The sequence below is a fragment of the Pectobacterium peruviense genome, from assembly GCF_003312355.2.
In the GTDB taxonomy this organism is placed as follows: Bacteria; Pseudomonadota; Gammaproteobacteria; order Enterobacterales; family Enterobacteriaceae; genus Pectobacterium; species Pectobacterium peruviense.
This window is the reverse complement of the sequence record NZ_CP161826.1, coordinates 2,138,894-2,155,225: the sequence shown is the minus strand read 5'-3', so window position 1 is coordinate 2,155,225 and position 16,332 is coordinate 2,138,894. Positions and strand designations below refer to the sequence as shown.

The 16,332-nt window shown below is 52.6% G+C and carries 14 protein-coding genes; 6 read left to right on the top strand and 8 right to left on the bottom strand.

Annotation, left to right across the window (positions count from 1 at the left end):
• Window positions 1-235 precede the first annotated feature (235 nt).
• Window positions 236-484 (top strand): hypothetical protein, encoded by a 249-nt coding sequence (locus tag DUT67_RS09770; RefSeq protein ID WP_223254657.1) that lies wholly within the window; start codon window positions 236-238, stop codon window positions 482-484.
• 388 nt (window positions 485-872) lie between these two features.
• On the opposite strand, the gene DUT67_RS09765 is transcribed toward DUT67_RS09770, so the two are convergent.
• The gene (locus tag DUT67_RS09765) at window positions 873-1,121 is read right to left on the bottom strand and encodes a GlsB/YeaQ/YmgE family stress response membrane protein (protein WP_113626088.1); all 249 of its coding nucleotides are present in this window, start codon (window positions 1,119-1,121) and stop codon (window positions 873-875) included.
• A 711-nt stretch (window positions 1,122-1,832) separates the two neighbouring features.
• Here DUT67_RS09765 and DUT67_RS09760 point away from each other — a divergent pair.
• Window positions 1,833-2,858 (top strand): methyltransferase, encoded by a 1,026-nt coding sequence (locus tag DUT67_RS09760; protein WP_113626087.1) that lies wholly within the window; start codon window positions 1,833-1,835, stop codon window positions 2,856-2,858.
• 101 nt (window positions 2,859-2,959) lie between these two features.
• Here DUT67_RS09760 and DUT67_RS09755 read toward each other — a convergent pair whose 3' ends face one another.
• Complete coding sequence (locus tag DUT67_RS09755) at window positions 2,960-3,580, bottom strand: transcriptional regulator (protein ID WP_113633054.1); 621 nt, start codon at window positions 3,578-3,580, stop codon at window positions 2,960-2,962.
• A gap of 261 nt (window positions 3,581-3,841) precedes the next feature.
• On the opposite strand from DUT67_RS09755, the gene DUT67_RS09750 reads away from it, so the two are divergent.
• From DUT67_RS09750 to DUT67_RS09740, 3 genes are read left to right on the top strand one after another with little or no spacing between them, the layout of a single operon-like run.
• Window positions 3,842-4,816 (top strand): threo-3-hydroxy-L-aspartate ammonia-lyase, encoded by a 975-nt coding sequence (locus DUT67_RS09750; protein ID WP_113633053.1) that lies wholly within the window; start codon window positions 3,842-3,844, stop codon window positions 4,814-4,816.
• Between the two features lie 10 nt (window positions 4,817-4,826).
• On the top strand, window positions 4,827-5,768 hold the full coding sequence (locus DUT67_RS09745; protein WP_113633052.1) for an ornithine cyclodeaminase family protein: 942 nt from the start codon (window positions 4,827-4,829) through the stop codon (window positions 5,766-5,768).
• Window positions 5,765-6,907, top strand: coding sequence for a DSD1 family PLP-dependent enzyme (locus DUT67_RS09740; protein ID WP_113633051.1), 1,143 nt, complete (start codon window positions 5,765-5,767; stop codon window positions 6,905-6,907). The genes DUT67_RS09745 and DUT67_RS09740 overlap by 4 nt, the downstream gene beginning before the upstream one ends.
• A 91-nt stretch (window positions 6,908-6,998) precedes the next feature.
• Here the strand turns inward: DUT67_RS09740 and DUT67_RS09735 are convergent, their stop codons facing one another.
• Complete coding sequence (locus DUT67_RS09735; protein WP_113633050.1) at window positions 6,999-7,475, bottom strand: OsmC family protein; 477 nt, start codon at window positions 7,473-7,475, stop codon at window positions 6,999-7,001.
• Window positions 7,476-7,478: 3 nt separating this feature from the next.
• Window positions 7,479-8,006, bottom strand: a complete 528-nt coding sequence (locus tag DUT67_RS09730) for a MarR family winged helix-turn-helix transcriptional regulator (RefSeq protein ID WP_113633049.1) — start codon at window positions 8,004-8,006, stop codon at window positions 7,479-7,481.
• Window positions 8,007-8,068: 62 nt separating this feature from the next.
• Here DUT67_RS09730 and DUT67_RS09725 point away from each other — a divergent pair, with 62 nt between their 5' ends.
• Window positions 8,069-8,941 (top strand): EamA family transporter, encoded by an 873-nt coding sequence (locus tag DUT67_RS09725; protein WP_113633048.1) that lies wholly within the window; start codon window positions 8,069-8,071, stop codon window positions 8,939-8,941.
• A gap of 300 nt (window positions 8,942-9,241) precedes the next feature.
• Here the strand turns inward: DUT67_RS09725 and narI are convergent, their stop codons facing one another.
• From narI to DUT67_RS09705, 4 genes are read right to left on the bottom strand one after another with little or no spacing between them, the layout of a single operon-like run.
• Window positions 9,242-9,931, bottom strand: coding sequence for a respiratory nitrate reductase subunit gamma (narI, locus tag DUT67_RS09720; protein ID WP_113633047.1), 690 nt, complete (start codon window positions 9,929-9,931; stop codon window positions 9,242-9,244).
• The gene (narJ, locus tag DUT67_RS09715) at window positions 9,931-10,650 is read right to left on the bottom strand and encodes a nitrate reductase molybdenum cofactor assembly chaperone (protein ID WP_113633046.1); all 720 of its coding nucleotides are present in this window, start codon (window positions 10,648-10,650) and stop codon (window positions 9,931-9,933) included. The genes narI and narJ overlap by 1 nt, the downstream gene beginning before the upstream one ends.
• Window positions 10,643-12,223, bottom strand: coding sequence for a nitrate reductase subunit beta (gene narH / locus DUT67_RS09710; protein WP_113633045.1), 1,581 nt, complete (start codon window positions 12,221-12,223; stop codon window positions 10,643-10,645). The genes narJ and narH overlap by 8 nt, the downstream gene beginning before the upstream one ends.
• Window positions 12,223-15,984, bottom strand: coding sequence for a nitrate reductase subunit alpha (locus DUT67_RS09705; RefSeq protein ID WP_113633044.1), 3,762 nt, complete (start codon window positions 15,982-15,984; stop codon window positions 12,223-12,225). Before DUT67_RS09705 ends, narH begins: the two co-directional genes overlap by 1 nt.
• Window positions 15,985-16,332 lie beyond the last annotated feature (348 nt).

The following is a 16,332-nucleotide window of genomic DNA, read 5'->3' as shown; positions in this document are numbered from 1 at the left end:
AACCGTTCAATGTTAATGTTGGCGTGAAAGGTGAAACAGAGGGCTTAAACTCAATCGCAAGGTTATAGCCTTGGCGCCCCTTGGAAGCTCACTCTGTTTCATGTAGTGATAGCTAATCACTACATGAGAAAGATACAAGCTGCTCTTTGCAGAGGATCAGCGCGACCTGATCACAACCTTCTGCTATGAGGGAAGCAAAGACGATTGGTACATTGAGGCGATAAAAACGCTGTGCATGGAACATGGCGCTACGCCATATTTCGTTCAGCTCTGTAGCGACGAAGCACATCTCTTAAACCGGGTGGAAAATGCTGACCGACGTCTGTTCGGTAAAGTGAATACACAGGATAAGCTCAAAGAAATTCTCAGGAATTACGACTACGCGGATACGATCAATGCGGCACTGCAGCGTTCACTGCACACGTCTTTGCTGACACCGGATGAAGTTGCTGAGCAATTAATCGACTGGTTTTCTGCATATTAACAACAGGAAGCGTGTTGCCCCTGAACAGGGGCAACAGATGCATACTCTAAATAATTCAAGTTTCAGGACAAAACGCTAGCGTTTTGAACAACGCAAAGCGTTGGCCCGCTAGGGCTAGGCTTATTTATAAGCCTTGTAATACGGCAAGCAAAGGACAAATTCGTCGGGAACGAATTTGACCAGCCAACGGCTGGCCTTCGGTGAGAGACAGGATGTCTCTCATTTCATCCCGATGAGCTTACTCAAGTAAGTGATTCGGGTGACTGACAAACCTGCCAGGGGCAGGTTTGAACGCTGCTTGCAGCGGCCCCTGTGGGGCGAGACACACGCAAGTGAGTCGAATAGCGCAGCCAACGCACATGCAGCTTGAAGTATGACGAATATAGAATTAATCCCGAATCTTGCGGTACACCCACAGCACAACAATCGCGCCGACAATTGCGACGATAAAGCTGCCGAAGTTAAAGCCATCCACTCGACCGAACCCAAAGAAAACGCTGATGTAGCCGCCCACGACCGCACCGACAATCCCGAGCAGCACCGTCAGGATAAAGCCACCGCCGTCTTTACCGGGCATAATCCATTTAGCCAAAATCCCCGCAATCAAGCCAAAAATAACCCAGGACAGAATACCCATACTTACTCCTCGCGTTTTCGTTTCACCACACCCGACTTGCCGTTCGTTAGCAAATCGGGCAGTTAAGCAAGTATAGGTGAGGATTTGGGAAGTGGTGGGTGGGGCACAACTGGATGATAGAAAGCGCATATTGTTTATTAATGAAATTATTTTCAGCCACATCTCTAGATAATACTCTGGCAAGTTCACACCTTCGGATAAATCATCTCGAATTCAGGGCTATACCTTCTTAATTACTGCAACTGTAATAGCAAGAATTTACTTATTCTGCCATCAGAATAAGTAACAAGCAGAAACGATCATGCCGTTTAATTTCACTCGGAAAAAAATATAACCAACCGAAATTATGGATAGCCCATGAATCATTTCAACCGAAATAAAAGTAGAATTACTCCAACCAAAAAAACAATACGATTCATTAACAATCCATTTACCAATGACTAATGTCATGAACGATTATAATAAAAGTCGGCCATCACGGAAAACACCTTTAATCATTAGCAATAACGAACCTTATAAATACAAAAATAATTAACTTATATATCAATGAAATAAGAAAACACACAGCGAGCGCGAACCAATAACAAAAAACCGACTACACTGATAACGACACAACCACTCCCGTAATAAAAAACCAGACAGTAAATAAAAATATAGTTAATAACTGTAATTATAAAGCCAATACAATATTACTCTAGAGGAAATATTAGTATGAAAACCATTACTACTGGCAATACGGAAAACGAAAAAGCTGCAATGTATTTATTGGAGCAAGCGATGGGTTATACCTATCAAGCATCGCTACGCGCAGTGGCACTTCTGGGTGTAGCCGACCACCTCAAAGCAGGGCCACAACACATTGAAACACTAAGTAAAAAACTAAATGTAGATGCTCAAAATTTGCACCGAGTTATGCGTTTACTTGCTACGCGGGATATATTTTCTGAATTAGAACCGGGTCAATTCGCGCTTACACCGGCAGCCGAATGCCTATGTGTCTCCGCAAAACATCCCCTGCGTGACGCCGTGCTTATGCTGACTGATGAAACCTTCTGGCGCCCTTTAGGTGAACTGGTAGAAAACCTACGTGGTCACTCCAGCTTTAAACAGATTTATGATATGTCATTCTTTGAATATTGGTCGAAGGATCATTCCAAGAATTATGACTTCCATTCTGGCATGTCATCGATGTCAGAAGTGGAGAATATATTCCTAGTACGCAGTTATGACTTCCCCGAAGGCGCCACAGTTGTTGATATCGCAGGAGGAATGGGTGGTTTGTTATTACAAGTTTTACAAGCTAACCCGACGCTACACGGAATTCTATTCGATCAGCAGCACGTATTAACTCGGCATCGTCTTGGTGAGCTAGGCGATAATTCTCGCTGGCGGTTGCAGCCAGGCAGTTTCTTTGAATCCTGTCCACCAGCAGATGTTTATTTACTGAAATACATTATGCATGACTGGCCGGACGAAAAAGCCTCTATTATCCTGAACAATTGTCGCAAGGCCATGCATCCAGGCGGAAAAGTATTGGTGATGGATCCAGTACCTCCAGAAGGAAATATCCAGCATTTCGGAAAAGAAATGGATATTTTATTGCTGTCTAGCTTTGACGGTGGCAGAGAGCGTACCGAACGCGAGCTAAAACAGCTGTTTGCCAGCGCTGGTCTTAAAATTAATCGCATTATGGAAACTGGCAGCTTAATCTCGATTGTTGAAGCGATTGCCATTTAATTATCACTAAACCAGAAAGAAGCCCCTTCGGGCTTCTTTCATTAGCGTACCAATAACTTAACGCATCATAGCAATCTGACATTAAACGCTTTCCCCCTTCCCTACTTCGCATACAAATACACCGACGCCCGTGATACGCCGAGGTGCTGTGCGATGGTTTCCATGGATTTTTTGACTTCCAGCAGGCCGTTGTCTTTCAGTTCCTGAAGCAGGACTTTTCTGTCCTGCGCTTTTAGCGCCCGTGGCGTGGTGGCAAGCCGTGCGGCGAAAAGATCGATGTGTTGTCTGATCGCCGCTGCGCCATTTGGTTCTAAATGCTCGGTTACGGAGTCCGAAGCAAGCTGGGTGAATTGCGCCAGCGCATTCTGCATGCCGCGAAATAGCGTCATATCGACATTCAGGCACAGCGCAGCGACATAGTCGCCTTCCGCATTTTTGATGCCGACTGAGGTGCTTTTTACCGGACGCCCATCAGCAAACTGGTTAGCATAGTTCGCTAAAATATTAGGAAATTCAGGTGAAGCGATTCGAGCAAGACCCAGCTCCGTCGCGGGTGCGCCTACCTCCCTGCCAGAGAGGTTATTGTGAATGGAAAGTATCGCGTGTTCCGGGTTCTTCAGATCGTGCACGACCACCTCACAGAATGGCGCAAACGTCTCGCTCAACCCTTTCGCTATGGCATCTAACTGCGTCAGCAGCAGACCTTCTCCAGATGCAGACATATTCCTCTCCAATACCAATACCGACGCAACCGCGTTTTCTGGCGCTGAGTGTACTGTAAGTACATCTGCTTTAGTACCATACGCCGTTCTCGTTTTGCCCTTTCCCCGCAGCACTCGATGCGTCTCACGTAAGCTGAAAATATGAAGATAAATCAAATTAGACAATTTATCTAATTTTATATATTTTGTTTATCAAGCATTCAACAGCATCGAGGACAACAGCCTCGGTATTCACAATCACGACTAGCAGGTGATCCAGATATGAGCGACTTACGCCTCCCAACCTTTGACGATGTGGTAGCCGCAGCGGAACGTATTGCTGGCTATGCCAATAAAACACCAGTCATGACATCGCGCACGGTCAATGACGCATTTGGCGCAGAGGTTTTCTTCAAATGTGAAAACTTTCAGCGCATGGGCGCCTTCAAGTTTCGCGGTGCCATGAACGCGCTGTTACAGTTCTCAGATGAGCAGAAAGCCGCGGGCGTCGTCACCTTTTCTTCCGGTAACCATGCGCAGGCCATTGCCCTTTCCGCCAAATTACTCGGTATTCCGGCAACGATTGTTATGCCGCACGATGCGCCAGCAGCCAAGATCGCAGCAACACGTGGCTATGGCGGGAACGTAGTGCAATATAATCGATATACCGAAGATCGTGAGCAGATCGGTAGAGATCTCGCCGAAAAGCAGGGTCTGACGCTCATTCCCCCTTATGACCACCCGCACGTTATTGCCGGGCAAGGCACAGCCACGAAAGAACTGATGGAAGAAACCGGTGAGCTGGATGCCCTGTTCGTCTGTCTGGGCGGCGGCGGATTATTGTCAGGTTCTGCGCTTTCCGCACGCCAGCTGTCTCCACGTTGCAAAATTTATGGCGTCGAACCTCTCGCAGGCAATGACGGGCAGCAATCCTTCCGTAGCGGCACAATTGTGCATATTGATACACCCAAAACCATCGCCGATGGCGCACAAATTCAGCATCTGGGTAACTATACCTTCTCCGTGATTCGCCAAAACGTTGATGACATTCTGACGGTAACGGATGACGACCTGATTGACGCGATGCGGTTTTACGCCGAGCGAATGAACATCGTCGTGGAGCCAACGGGGTGCCTCAGTTTCGCGGCGGCGCGCAATCTCAGGGAATCACTACGCGGTAAACGCATTGGCATTATTATCAGCGGCGGTAATGTCGATATCAGCCGCTACGGCGCATTTCTGACCGGTAGCGCTTGAGGAAAAAACGATGATCTTTATTTCTGAAGCGGAATCGGCAGCGCTCATCAGCCATGAGCTGGCCTATGATGCCGTTTGCGAAGCCCTGCTCGCGGCCAGTGAACCGGAAGCGCGCAGTTTTCCAGTCGTACACGGACAAGGCTCCGATCCAAGCAATACATTCAGCGTTAAAGCCTCTGCAACCCGTGAGCTTGCGGGGCTAAAAGTGGGTTCATTCTGGCCGGGGAACCCCGCTAACGGCCTGCCCCGCCACAATTCCCTTATTCTGCTGTTCGATCAGCAAATCGGGAAAATGGCTGTGGCCATAGAAGCAGGAAAGGTTAACGCCTTTCGTACCGCCGCCGCCGATGCCGTCGCAGCCGATTTGCTGGCAAGACCCGATGCCTCAGTTTTGGCGGTGTTCGGAACCGGTCATCAGGCTCGTTACGAATGTGCTGCGCTGGCAAGAATACGGCCCATTCGTACCGTACTGATTGTCGGACGCGATAGCAGCAAATCCGCAGAGATGGCGCAAGAGCTCAAGGCTGCGGGGCTGGATGCACAAGTCAGCGATGCCGAAAACGCGTGCCGCGCAGCGGATATCATCGTGACCGCCACGCCATCACGCGCGCCGCTGTTTAACGCCGAGTGGGTCAAGGCAGGAACGCACGTCGTCAGCATGGGATCGGATGCTGCTGGCAAACAGGAACTGCCGCCAGAGCTGTTTGCCACCGGTCGCCTGTTTTGCGATCTGCCTTCCCAATCCAGAACCATTGGTGAGTTTCAACACGCGCCAGCGCATGTGGCACTAACCGCCATCGGCGATGTAATTAGCGAAAACGCCGCGGGGCGGAAAACGCCGGGCGACATTACCATTTTTGACAGTTCTGGCTTGTCCATTCAGGACTTATATATTGGCCAACGCATTCTTGCTGCCTGGCAGGCAGAGAAACAAAATGGAGACATGCAATGAGTAACGTCGAGTGGCTTAACACGCTGGAAACGCCCTTTTTGCTGATTGATGAGTTCCGCTTTCAACGCAATATCGACAGACTTTATCAGCGTACAGAAAATCTAGGCAGCCAGGTTAGACCGCATCTCAAAACGCTACGCTCGATTGAGGCCGGTCGCTATTTGCTCAAAGATTCCGCCTCACCGGCGACGGTTTCGACGCTGGCAGAAGCGGAGGCTTTTGCCGCTGCGGGTTATACCAACCTGCTCTACGCCGTAGGGATCGCCCCGCACAAGCTGGCGCGTATCGCTAACCTCATCCGTAAAGGCGTGAATCTTCATATTCTGCTGGATAGCGTGGAACAAGCGCGGGCGGTGACGGATTATGCTCTCGCCAATAACGTGACATTTTCAGTATTTATCGAGATCGACTGTGACGGACATCGCGGCGGCATCCCGCCAGAAAGCGATGCGCTGCTTGAGCTAGCGAAGCAGATCGATGGCAACGGGGCGACACTCACTGGCCTGCTGGCTCATGCGGGAGAGTCCTACGCCTGCCGCACGGATGAGGCGATCAGAGCAGCCGCGCGTGCCGAATGCGCAGCCATCAACACTGCCGGACAACGTGTACGTGCGCTGGGGATTACCTGCCCCGTGCTCAGCGTCGGTGCCACGCCGACGGCACACTTTGCCGAAGACTTAACCGGCATTACTGAAGTCAGAGCGGGCGTGTTCACTACATTCGATCTGGTGATGAAAAATGTCGGGGTCTGTTCGCTGGATGATATCGCTCTGTCAGTCGTCAGCACGGTGATTGGGCATAACCGCGAAAAAGGCTGGGTGTTTATTGATGCGGGCTGGATGGCACTCTCGCGCGATCGCGGTACGGCTTCTCAGGCAAAAGATTACGGTTACGGGCTGGTTTGCGACCTGCATGGCAGTCCTTACCACGACCTCTGCGTGACCGTCACCAATCAGGAACACGGCATCATCGCGCTACCCGCGGACAGTGGATTCTCAGTCGATAATTTCCCCGTCGGCACGCGGTTGCGGATATTGCCTAACCACGCCTGTGCGACGGCCGCGATGCATCAACACTATCAGGTGCTGAAATCACACCGGCATGAGCAGGAAACCTGGCAGCGCATTACCGGATGGTAAGTGTCATTGTCATATCGCCCGATCTGAACGCATCGGGCGATGTTTTACACATAATTTCCGCAGCTCTCTCAGCGCCGTCAACCTATTAGGTTCAGTTGTTCGTCCCTAACGTCGGCTCGCAGTTGACAGGGAAATTCACCGAGTGAGCAATGTAGCACGCATCATGTGCTAGTTCATGCAAGGTGGCATATTGCTCGGCAGTAGGCTGCTTTTCGCCGCTGAATGTTACCTGCGGGTGCAGCGTGACGTCCAACATCGCCATTTTCCCCGCCGCGTTCACGCCCATTGTTCCCACCGCGTGGTCCTGATAATCATCCACGCAAAACCGCTTTTTGGCCGCAATCGAAAGGAACCACAGCATATGACAGCTCGACAGTGAGGCTACGAGCGCCTCTTCGGGATCGACCGCATCTTCCAGCGAAAAAGGCAGCGGTACGACATGAGGTGACGATGAGGCACGCAGCGTAATACCGCCATCAAACTGCCACTGATGAAGTCGGCTGTAGCGGTTATCAATGAAATCTTGCCCATCGCGCTGCCAGCAGATTGAAGCACGGTATTCAGACATGGCTCAGTTCCCTTTGTTATGGCTTTCCAGCCCGCGCAATAGCGTTGCGAGGTTGGCATCAAGCGCCGCCAGCACCTCGGCAGGTAGCACCGAGAGTACCTGTCGCTCATTCTCAATATGCGCCTCAACGGCACGGTTAATCAGTTCAAGTCCCGTACTGGTGAGCTGCACGAGCGTACTGCGCGCATCCAGTTCGTTCTGCACACGTTCGATAAATCCTCGGGTTTCAAGGCGCTTGAGCCGATGAGTCATGGTTCCTGACGTCACCATCAACGTGGAGAAGAGTTCGGTCGGGCTAAGGCAATGCGGCGCACCTGCACGCCGCAGCGTAGCCAACATATCAAACTCCCAACTGCTCAGATCGAATCTGGAAAAACAGGATTCCAGACGCTGATCCATGAGCACAGCACATCGTCTGAGGCGCCCAATCGGTCCCATGGGGCTGGCATCCAGATCGGGACGTTCGCGCCGCCACTGTTCAAGGATGGCATCTACCGCATCGTAGTCGCGTTCGTTGGTTTGATTTTTCATTTATCTTGACTTCAAGCTAATTGATCAACACTATCATAGTATCTTGAATTGAAGGTAAAGTCATGAATACTCCATCCTCACCACATTATTGGCGTGACGTCATACTCACGGCGCTGGCTCCCGCGATTTGGGGGTCAACCTACATTGTGACATCAGAATTTTTGCCACCGGACCGTCCCTTCACGGCGGCGCTTATCCGCGTACTGCCTGCGGGTCTGCTGCTACTTTTATTCACCCGCGTCTTTCCCGCCCGGCGAGACTGGTGGCGTGTGGTCGTGCTCAGCGCCCTGAATATCGGTGTTTTTCAGGCGCTGCTGTTCGTCGCGGCTTATCGTTTACCCGGCGGATTGGCTGCGGTACTTGGTGCCATCCAACCGCTGCTGGTGATGGTGCTGGTCTGGGTGGTGGATCATCGCGCTCCCCGACTGGCTACGCTGTGGTCGGCGGTAATCGGTGTGGTTGGCATGGCCGTTTTACTGCTGTCGCCGCAGACAATATTTGAGCCCGTGGGAATCGCCGCCGCGCTGCTGGGTGCTGTGTGTATGGCGACGGGAGTCTGGTTGACGCGTCGCTGGCAGCTTGATTTACCCGTACTGCCGCTTACTGGCTGGCAACTTTTCATCGGTGGGTTGATGCTTGCGCCCGTTGCATGGCTAGCCGATGCGCCACTGCCAGCATTGACTCTGTCGCAGTGGGCGGCTTACACCTACCTCTGTCTTGCAGGTGCCGTGCTCGCTTATGGACTCTGGTTTCGCGGCGTATCACGTCTTCCGACGGTTGCCGTTGCATCATTGGGGTTGTTGAGTCCGCTGACTGCCGTGCTGCTGGGCTGGGCGTTACTTTCACAGTCGATGACTGGCACAGCATTCTTAGGTTTGGCGATCGTGTTAGCCAGCGTCTTCGCCGTGCAATGGACGACGTCGCGAAGCAAGTAATCGACTGAACTGTCGATGCTGAGTGCTGTTGGCAACGATAAAAAGTCGAGCGGGAATAGTGGGTAGATCGTAAAGACGCTGCGAGTACATCCATGTAAGCTCGAGCCGCGCAGATATGAATCTCATCCTTGAGATTCACCCTTTCAGGGCCGTCGCAAGCGACGTTCAAAAACGTTCCTGACGTTTTTGTCCCTGGCGCGGACGCTTTACTCTTCTATCCCATTATTCCAGCTCTTATTCTGTAGATAGAGTTTTTAACGATCTTCGGTGTTATATCAACACTGCCGTTTTCTATCATACTTAGCGACGGTTACGCACTAATTGGTAGCGGCGGGTCAGGTACTCAACAGGCGCGCTCCAGATGTGAACCAGACGGCAGAACGGGAACAGAACGAACAGCGTTAGCCCCAGTACGATATGTAGCTTGAAGATCAGCGCGACACCCACCAGATGCGCAGATGCACCGCCCTGGAAGTACGCCACGCTCTGTGCCCAACCGACCAATTTCAGCATTTCGCTGCCGTCCATATGCTGTGCAGAGAACGGGATGGTCAGCACACCTAAACCTGCCTGAATCACCAGCAATGACAGAATAAGAATGTCACCGACGCTGGAAGTCGCACGAATACGTGGGTTAGTCAGACGGCGCTTTAACAACAGCGCGCCACCGACAAACGTCAGCAAACCTGCCGCACCGCCGCCAAACATCGCCATTTTCTGTTTTACATCCATTGGCAGGAAGGCTTCGTACATCCAGTGCGGCGTCAACATACCAAGGAAATGCCCGGCAAATACGCCCAGAATCCCCAGATGGAACAGGTTAGACGCCAGACGCATCCCTTTCTTATCCAGCATTTGGCTCGAACCTGCGCGCCAGCTGTATTGGCCGTAGTCATAGCGTAGCCAACTGCCGATCAGGAAAATAGCCATCGCCAGATAGGGATAGATGTCAAAAAAGAATATATTGAAATAGTTCGTGAAAGCACTCATTAACGTTGCCCCCCCGCCGATGTAGCGTCAAGATTCAGATATTGCGGCACCACCGCGCCAGCAAAGCGGCGTTGGTGTTGCGTTTGTTGGGCCGATGCGCAGCCTTCTTCGCCGAGGAACTTAACCTGTTCCTCTTCCCACACGGCATCCAGCGCCTGCGGCGTGTCGTCGCGCGCTTCGTCAGCGACCTGGTGTGTGACATCGTCACTTTTCAGGTCGCTGCCAGACAGCGCCAACAGCAGATCAAACAGCGCGGCATAGCTGCTGTCACGCTGCTGCAAACGCGCGCCAATCAGCGCCAGAATCGGCGCGATGTCGAGTAAACCCGCGCGACTCTGCGCGGGCTCCAGACGAGAAAGGTACTCAAGATACAGCGGCAGGTAATCCGGCAGCTCACGGCAATCCAGCGCCAGCCCCGCATCTTGATATTGTTGCATGAGATCGACCATCGCCTGACCACGGTCGCGAGACTCACCGTGGACGTGCTCGAACAGCAGCAGCGAGGTCGCCCGACCGCGGTCAAATAGGCCGCTATACTCCGCCTGTTTGTCCAACAAATCCTGCGCGCACAACGTGTTGATGAACTGCATCAGTTGGTGGCTCTCGCGCAGCGGTAAGGCATCTTCCTGCTCTACCGCTTCGATCAATTCAGCCCTGTTTTCCCACAGCTCGCTATCGGGATAGTCCAACAGGCGGGCAATAATCCGCAGACTAATCATGGTTCGTCTCCCGCATGATTTTGCTGTTCATGTCGCGCGTTTTGTTGCTGACATCAATGGCATCAATACGCTTGCTGTTGAACAGGTTGAATTTGGTATCGCTGCCGTGGCAACCATCACCAAAGCTGAAGCCGCAGCCTTTGCTTTCTGGGAAAGCTTCACGCGCCAGTTCACGATGGCTGGATGGGATCACGAAACGGTCTTCGTAGTTAGCAATCGCCAAATAGCGGTACATTTCCTGCGCCTGTGCTTCCGTTAGCCCAACCTGCTCCAGCGCGCTGGTATCGATCTTGCCTTCTACGGTTTCTGCACGTTTGTAGTGACGCATCGCCAACATACGTTTCAACGCTAACAGGACTGGCTCGGTATCCCCTGCGGTCAGCAGGTTCGCCAGGTACTGAACCGGAATACGCAGGCTTTCTACGTCCGGCAGTACGCCAGTGTGCGCCAATTGACCTGCATCCGCTGCAGACTGAATCGGTGACAACGGCGGAACGTACCAGACCATCGGCAGCGTGCGGTATTCAGGGTGCAGCGGCAGCGCCAGCTTCCAGTCCATCGCCATTTTGTAAACCGGCGACTGCTGTGCCGCTTCAATGACGCTGTTTGGAATGCCGTCTTTCAGCGCTTGCTCGATGACTTTCGGGTCATGCGGGTCAAGGAACACATCCAGTTGGCTCTGGTACAGATCTTTCTCGTTTTCCACAGAGGCCGCTTGCTCGATGCGATCGGCATCATAGAGCAGCACGCCCAGATAGCGGATACGTCCAACACAGGTTTCTGAACACAGCGTTGGCTGACCACTTTCGATACGCGGGTAGCAGAAAATACATTTTTCTGATTTGCCGCTCTTCCAGTTGAAGTAAATTTTCTTGTACGGGCAACCGGTTAAACACATGCGCCAGCCGCGGCACTTGTCCTGATCGATCAGGACGATGCCGTCTTCGCCGCGTTTGTAGATCGCGCCGCTCGGACAGGTCGCCACGCACGCCGGGTTCAGGCAGTGTTCGCACAGACGCGGCAAATACATCATGAACGTGTTTTCAAACTGGCCGTACATCTCTTTCTGCACGTCATTGAAATGGACGGGATCGAAGTTTTTGTCCTTCGAACGTTTGCTGAATTCGCCGCCCAGATCGTCTTCCCAGTTCGGACCCATCTCGATTTTCTTCATCCGCTGACCGGTAATCAGCGAGCGCGGACGGGCGACAGGCTGATGCTTACCTTCCGGCGCTTTACGCAGGTTCTGATAGTCGTAATCGAACGGTTCATAGTAGTCGTCGATTTCTGGCACATCAGGGTTAGCAAAAATTTTAGACAACACGCTGATGCGGTTACCCATACGCGGTTCGAGCTTGCCGCTGATCTTACGGATCCAGCCGCCCTTCCACTTTTCCTGATCTTCCCAGGCATGGGGATAGCCCACGCCCGGTTTGGTTTCGACGTTGTTGAACCAGGCGTATTCCATCCCTTCACGGCTAGTCCAGACGTTTTTACAGCTAACGGAGCAGGTGTGACAGCCGATGCATTTGTCCAGATTCAGCACCATGCCCACTTGTGAACGAATTTTCATCAGGCTTTCTCCTGCTGTACCGCTTTCTGAACATAGTCCTGGCCTTCATCATCCAGCCAGTCGATGCGTTTCATTTTACGAACCACGACGAATTCATCTCGGTTTGACCCGACGGTACCGTAGTAGTTAAAGCCATAGGCCAGTTGGGCATAGCCGCCGATCATATGGGTCGGTTTCGGGGTGATACGGGTCACCGAGTTGTGGATACCACCGCGCTGCTGGGTAATTTCCGATCCCGGCAGGTTAATGATGCGTTCCTGCGCGTGGTACATCATGGTCATTCCCGCCGGCACACGCTGACTCACCACCGCACGCGCCGTCAGCGCACCGTTGGCGTTGAACGCTTCTATCCAGTCGTTATCCTCAATACCCAAATCGCTGGCATCCTCTTCGCTCAGCCAGATGATCGGGCCACCGCGACCCAGCGTCAGCATCAACAGGTTGTCGCTGTACGTGGAGTGAATGCCCCATTTCTGGTGCGGCGTCAGGAAGTTCAACGCTTTTTCAGGGTTGCCGTTAGGTTTCTGGTTCATCACCGGTGCCGCAGCACGGGTATCAACCGGCGGACGGTACACCAGCAGGCTTTCACCGAAAGCACGCATCCACTCGTGGTCTTGATACAGCTGTTGGCGGCCTGACAGCGTGCGCCACGGAATCAGCTCGTGAACGTTGGTATAACAGGCGTTATAGGAAACGTGTTCGTCTTCCAGACCAGACCAGGTCGGGCTGGAGATAATCTTGCGCGGCTGTGCCTGAATATCGCGGAAGCGAATTTTCTCGTCTTCTTTATTCAGTGCCAGATGCGAGTGATCGCGACCGGTGAATTTACTCAGCGCTTCCCACGCTTTCACGGCGACCTGACCATTGGTTTCGGGAGCCAGAGACAGAATGACTTCTGCTGCATCGATCGCCGTTTCAATCTTAGGACGACCCGCCGCCGCACCGTCAGCCTTGGTGTAGTTCAGCTTTTTCAGGAAATCGACTTCGGTCTGTGTGTTCCAACCGATGCCTTTACCGCCGTTGCCCAGCTTGTCCATCAACGGACCGAGCGAGGTGAAACGTTCGTATAGGTTCGGGTAATCGCGTTCTACCATCATCAGGTGCGGTGCAGTTTTGCCTGGAATCAGGTCGCATTCGCCTTTTTTCCAGTCATCCACACCGAACGGCTGCGCCATTTCTGCCGGGGAATCGTGTTGAATAGGCAAAGTGACCAGATCGGTTTCCTGACCAAGGTGACCCTGACACACGCGGGAGAAGGTTTTCGCAATGCCTTTGTAGATTTCCCAGTCGCTTTTGGAATCCCACGCGGGATCGACGGCCGCAGACAGCGGGTGAATAAACGGATGCATATCCGAAGTATTCATGTCGTCTTTTTCGTACCAGGTTGCCGTTGGCAGAACGATGTCGGAGTACAGGCAGGTGCTGGACATACGGAAATCGAGCGTCACTACCAGATCCAACTTGCCTTCAACGCCTTGATCGCGCCATTCCACTTCTTCCGGCTTCACGCTGCCTGCGGTACCCAGATCTTGTCCTTGAATACCGTGCTCCGTACCCAGCAGGTACTTCAGCATGTATTCGTGGCCTTTACCGGAAGAACCCAGCAGGTTAGAACGCCAGATGAACAGGTTGCGCGGGTAGTTTTGTGGACTATCCGGCTGTTCAGCGGCAAATTTGATGTCGCCTGACTTCAGCGCGGCAACGGTATATTCCTGCGGCGCCATCCCTGCGGCACGCGCTTTTTCTGCGATATCCAGCGGGTTAACGTTGAGTTGCGGTGCAGATGGCAGCCAGCCCATACGTTCAGCACGCACGTTGAAGTCAATCATGCTGCCGCTAAAGCGGGATTTGTCCGCCAGCGGCGACAGTAATTCTTGCGGCGTGACCGTTTCATAACGCCATTGGCTGGAATGGTTATAGAAGAACGACGTACTGTTCATGTGACGCGGCGGACGCTGCCAGTCCAGACCAAACGCCAGCGGCGTCCAACCCGTTTGCGGACGCAGTTTTTCTTGTCCGACGTAGTGCGCCCACCCGCCACCGCTCTGACCGACACAACCGCAGAAAACCAGCATATTGATAATGCCGCGGTAGTTCATGTCCATGTGATACCAGTGGTTGATACCCGCACCGACGATGATCATGGAACGACCGTGCGTTTTATCGGCGTTATCCGCGAATTCACGCGCAATACGGATGATGTTCTGACGAGAAACGCCCGTAATTTCCTCGGCCCAGGCTGGGCTGTACGCTTTTACATCGTCGTAATCACGCGCGCAGTTGTCGTCACCCAGACCGCGATCCAAACCGTAGTTCGCCATCGTCAGGTCATAAACGCAGGCAACCAACGCTTCGCTTCCGTCAGCCAGCGTCAAACGCTTAACTGGCAGTTTGTGCAGCAGGATTTCTTGCAGTTCGACATTGTTAAAATGTTCGCTAACCGCGCCGCCAAAATACGGGAAGCCGACATCAACCACATCGTCGTGCGACCCCAGCAGGCTCAAGCGCAGTTTAACTTCTTCACCGCTGACGCCGTCGCGCTGCTCCAGGTTCCATTTGCCCTGATCGCCCCAACGATAGCCGATCGACCCTTGCGGTGCCGTCAGGTTGCCACTTTCATCGTCAATCGCGATGGTTTTCCACTGCGGATTGCTATCATGGCCGAGGTTGTCCACCAGATCGGAGGCACGCAGCATACGACCTGCGGCGTAGGAACCGTCTTCACGCGGTTCCAACAACACCAACATCGGTAAGTCTGTGTATTGACGCACGTACTCGCTGAAATACTGGCTCGGTTTGTCGAGGTGGAACTCTTTCAGGATAACGTGACCCATTGCCAGCGCCATCGCGCTGTCGGTGCCTTGTTTTGGATTCAACCACTGATCGCACAGTTTGGCGATTTCAGCGTAGTCCGGCGTAACCGCAACCGTTTTGGTACCTTTGTAGCGAACTTCGGTAAAGAAGTGGGCATCCGGCGTACGGGTCTGTGGAACGTTAGAACCCCAGGCGATGATGTAAGAGGAGTTGTACCAGTCAGCAGACTCCGGTACGTCAGTCTGCTCACCCCAGGTCATCGGTGATGCTGGCGGTAAGTCGCAGTACCAGTCGTAGAAGCTCAGGCACACGCCGCCGAGCAGAGAGAGGTAACGCGCGCCCGCTGCGTAGGACACCATCGACATTGCAGGAATCGGCGAGAAACCGATAACGCGGTCTGGGCCATAGGTTTTGGCGGTGTAAACGTTAGAGGCGGCAATCAGTTCGTTAACTTCGTTCCAGTCAGAACGCACGAAACCACCACGGCCACGAATTTGTTTGTAGTATTTGGTTTTTTCGGGGTCGTTGACGATGGATGCCCAGGCATCCACCGGATCGCTGTGCGCCAGTTTCGCCTCACGCCACAGTTTCATCAGGCGCTTACGCATCATTGGGTATTTCAGGCGATTGGCGCTGTACAGATACCAAGAGTAGCTGGCACCGCGTGGGCAGCCGCGAGGCTCATGGTTAGGCAGGTCTGGGCGGGTACGTGGATAGTCAGTCTGCTGCGTTTCCCACGTCACCAGACCGTTTTTCACATAAATCTTCCAGCTACATGAACCGGTGCAGTTTACCCCGTGGGTAGAACGTACAATCTTGTCGTGCTGCCAGCGACTGCGATAGCCATCTTCCCAGTCACGATTGCTATTGAGGGTCTGCCCGTGACCGTCAGAAAACGGTTCGGCCAGTTGTTTGAAGTAACGTAACCGGTCAAGGAATTTGCTCATCCGGACTCTCCTGCTGCGAAGCCTGTTGGCCCCTGTCGTTATGAAATGCTCGTAGCAGACATCTGTTTTTGCTGACGACACATCGCTCAAATTGGCGCTAGGTTATCCAGCAACCGCGCCGCCAAACTTGATAACGATCAAGAGTGTCCCCCTGTGAAAAACGGAGTACACCGCCAACTACCACCAAAGAATTATCACGCCAAAAATACATAAACAAATGATTTTAAAAGATAAAAATAAAACCACTAACTTTGTGTTTATACTGAATTCATACACACGACTATTTAGAGGTAGTAGTCAGAGGGTGACGAAGAATCGAGCAAATTCAGTAAGGGGTAGCCGGATGCT

Bases quoted from the DNA above. Each gene is read 5' to 3' on its own strand.
- DUT67_RS09770 (WP_223254657.1), top strand. From the start codon at position 236: ATGGAACATGGCGCTACGCCATATTTCGTTCAGCTCTGTAGCGACGAA.
- DUT67_RS09725 (WP_113633048.1), top strand. From the start codon at position 8,069: ATGAATACTCCATCCTCACCACATTATTGGCGTGACGTCATACTCACG.
- DUT67_RS09750 (WP_113633053.1), top strand. From the start codon at position 3,842: ATGAGCGACTTACGCCTCCCAACCTTTGACGATGTGGTAGCCGCAGCG.
- DUT67_RS09755 (WP_113633054.1), bottom strand. From the start codon at position 3,580: ATGTCTGCATCTGGAGAAGGTCTGCTGCTGACGCAGTTAGATGCCATA.
- DUT67_RS09765 (WP_113626088.1), bottom strand. From the start codon at position 1,121: ATGGGTATTCTGTCCTGGGTTATTTTTGGCTTGATTGCGGGGATTTTG.
- narH (WP_113633045.1), bottom strand. From the start codon at position 12,223: ATGAAAATTCGTTCACAAGTGGGCATGGTGCTGAATCTGGACAAATGC.
- DUT67_RS09745 (WP_113633052.1), top strand. From the start codon at position 4,827: ATGATCTTTATTTCTGAAGCGGAATCGGCAGCGCTCATCAGCCATGAG.
- DUT67_RS09705 (WP_113633044.1), bottom strand. From the start codon at position 15,984: ATGAGCAAATTCCTTGACCGGTTACGTTACTTCAAACAACTGGCCGAA.
- DUT67_RS09740 (WP_113633051.1), top strand. From the start codon at position 5,765: ATGAGTAACGTCGAGTGGCTTAACACGCTGGAAACGCCCTTTTTGCTG.
- DUT67_RS09735 (WP_113633050.1), bottom strand. From the start codon at position 7,475: ATGTCTGAATACCGTGCTTCAATCTGCTGGCAGCGCGATGGGCAAGAT.
- narI (WP_113633047.1), bottom strand. From the start codon at position 9,931: ATGAGTGCTTTCACGAACTATTTCAATATATTCTTTTTTGACATCTAT.
- DUT67_RS09760 (WP_113626087.1), top strand. From the start codon at position 1,833: ATGAAAACCATTACTACTGGCAATACGGAAAACGAAAAAGCTGCAATG.
- DUT67_RS09730 (WP_113633049.1), bottom strand. From the start codon at position 8,006: ATGAAAAATCAAACCAACGAACGCGACTACGATGCGGTAGATGCCATC.
- narJ (WP_113633046.1), bottom strand. From the start codon at position 10,650: ATGATTAGTCTGCGGATTATTGCCCGCCTGTTGGACTATCCCGATAGC.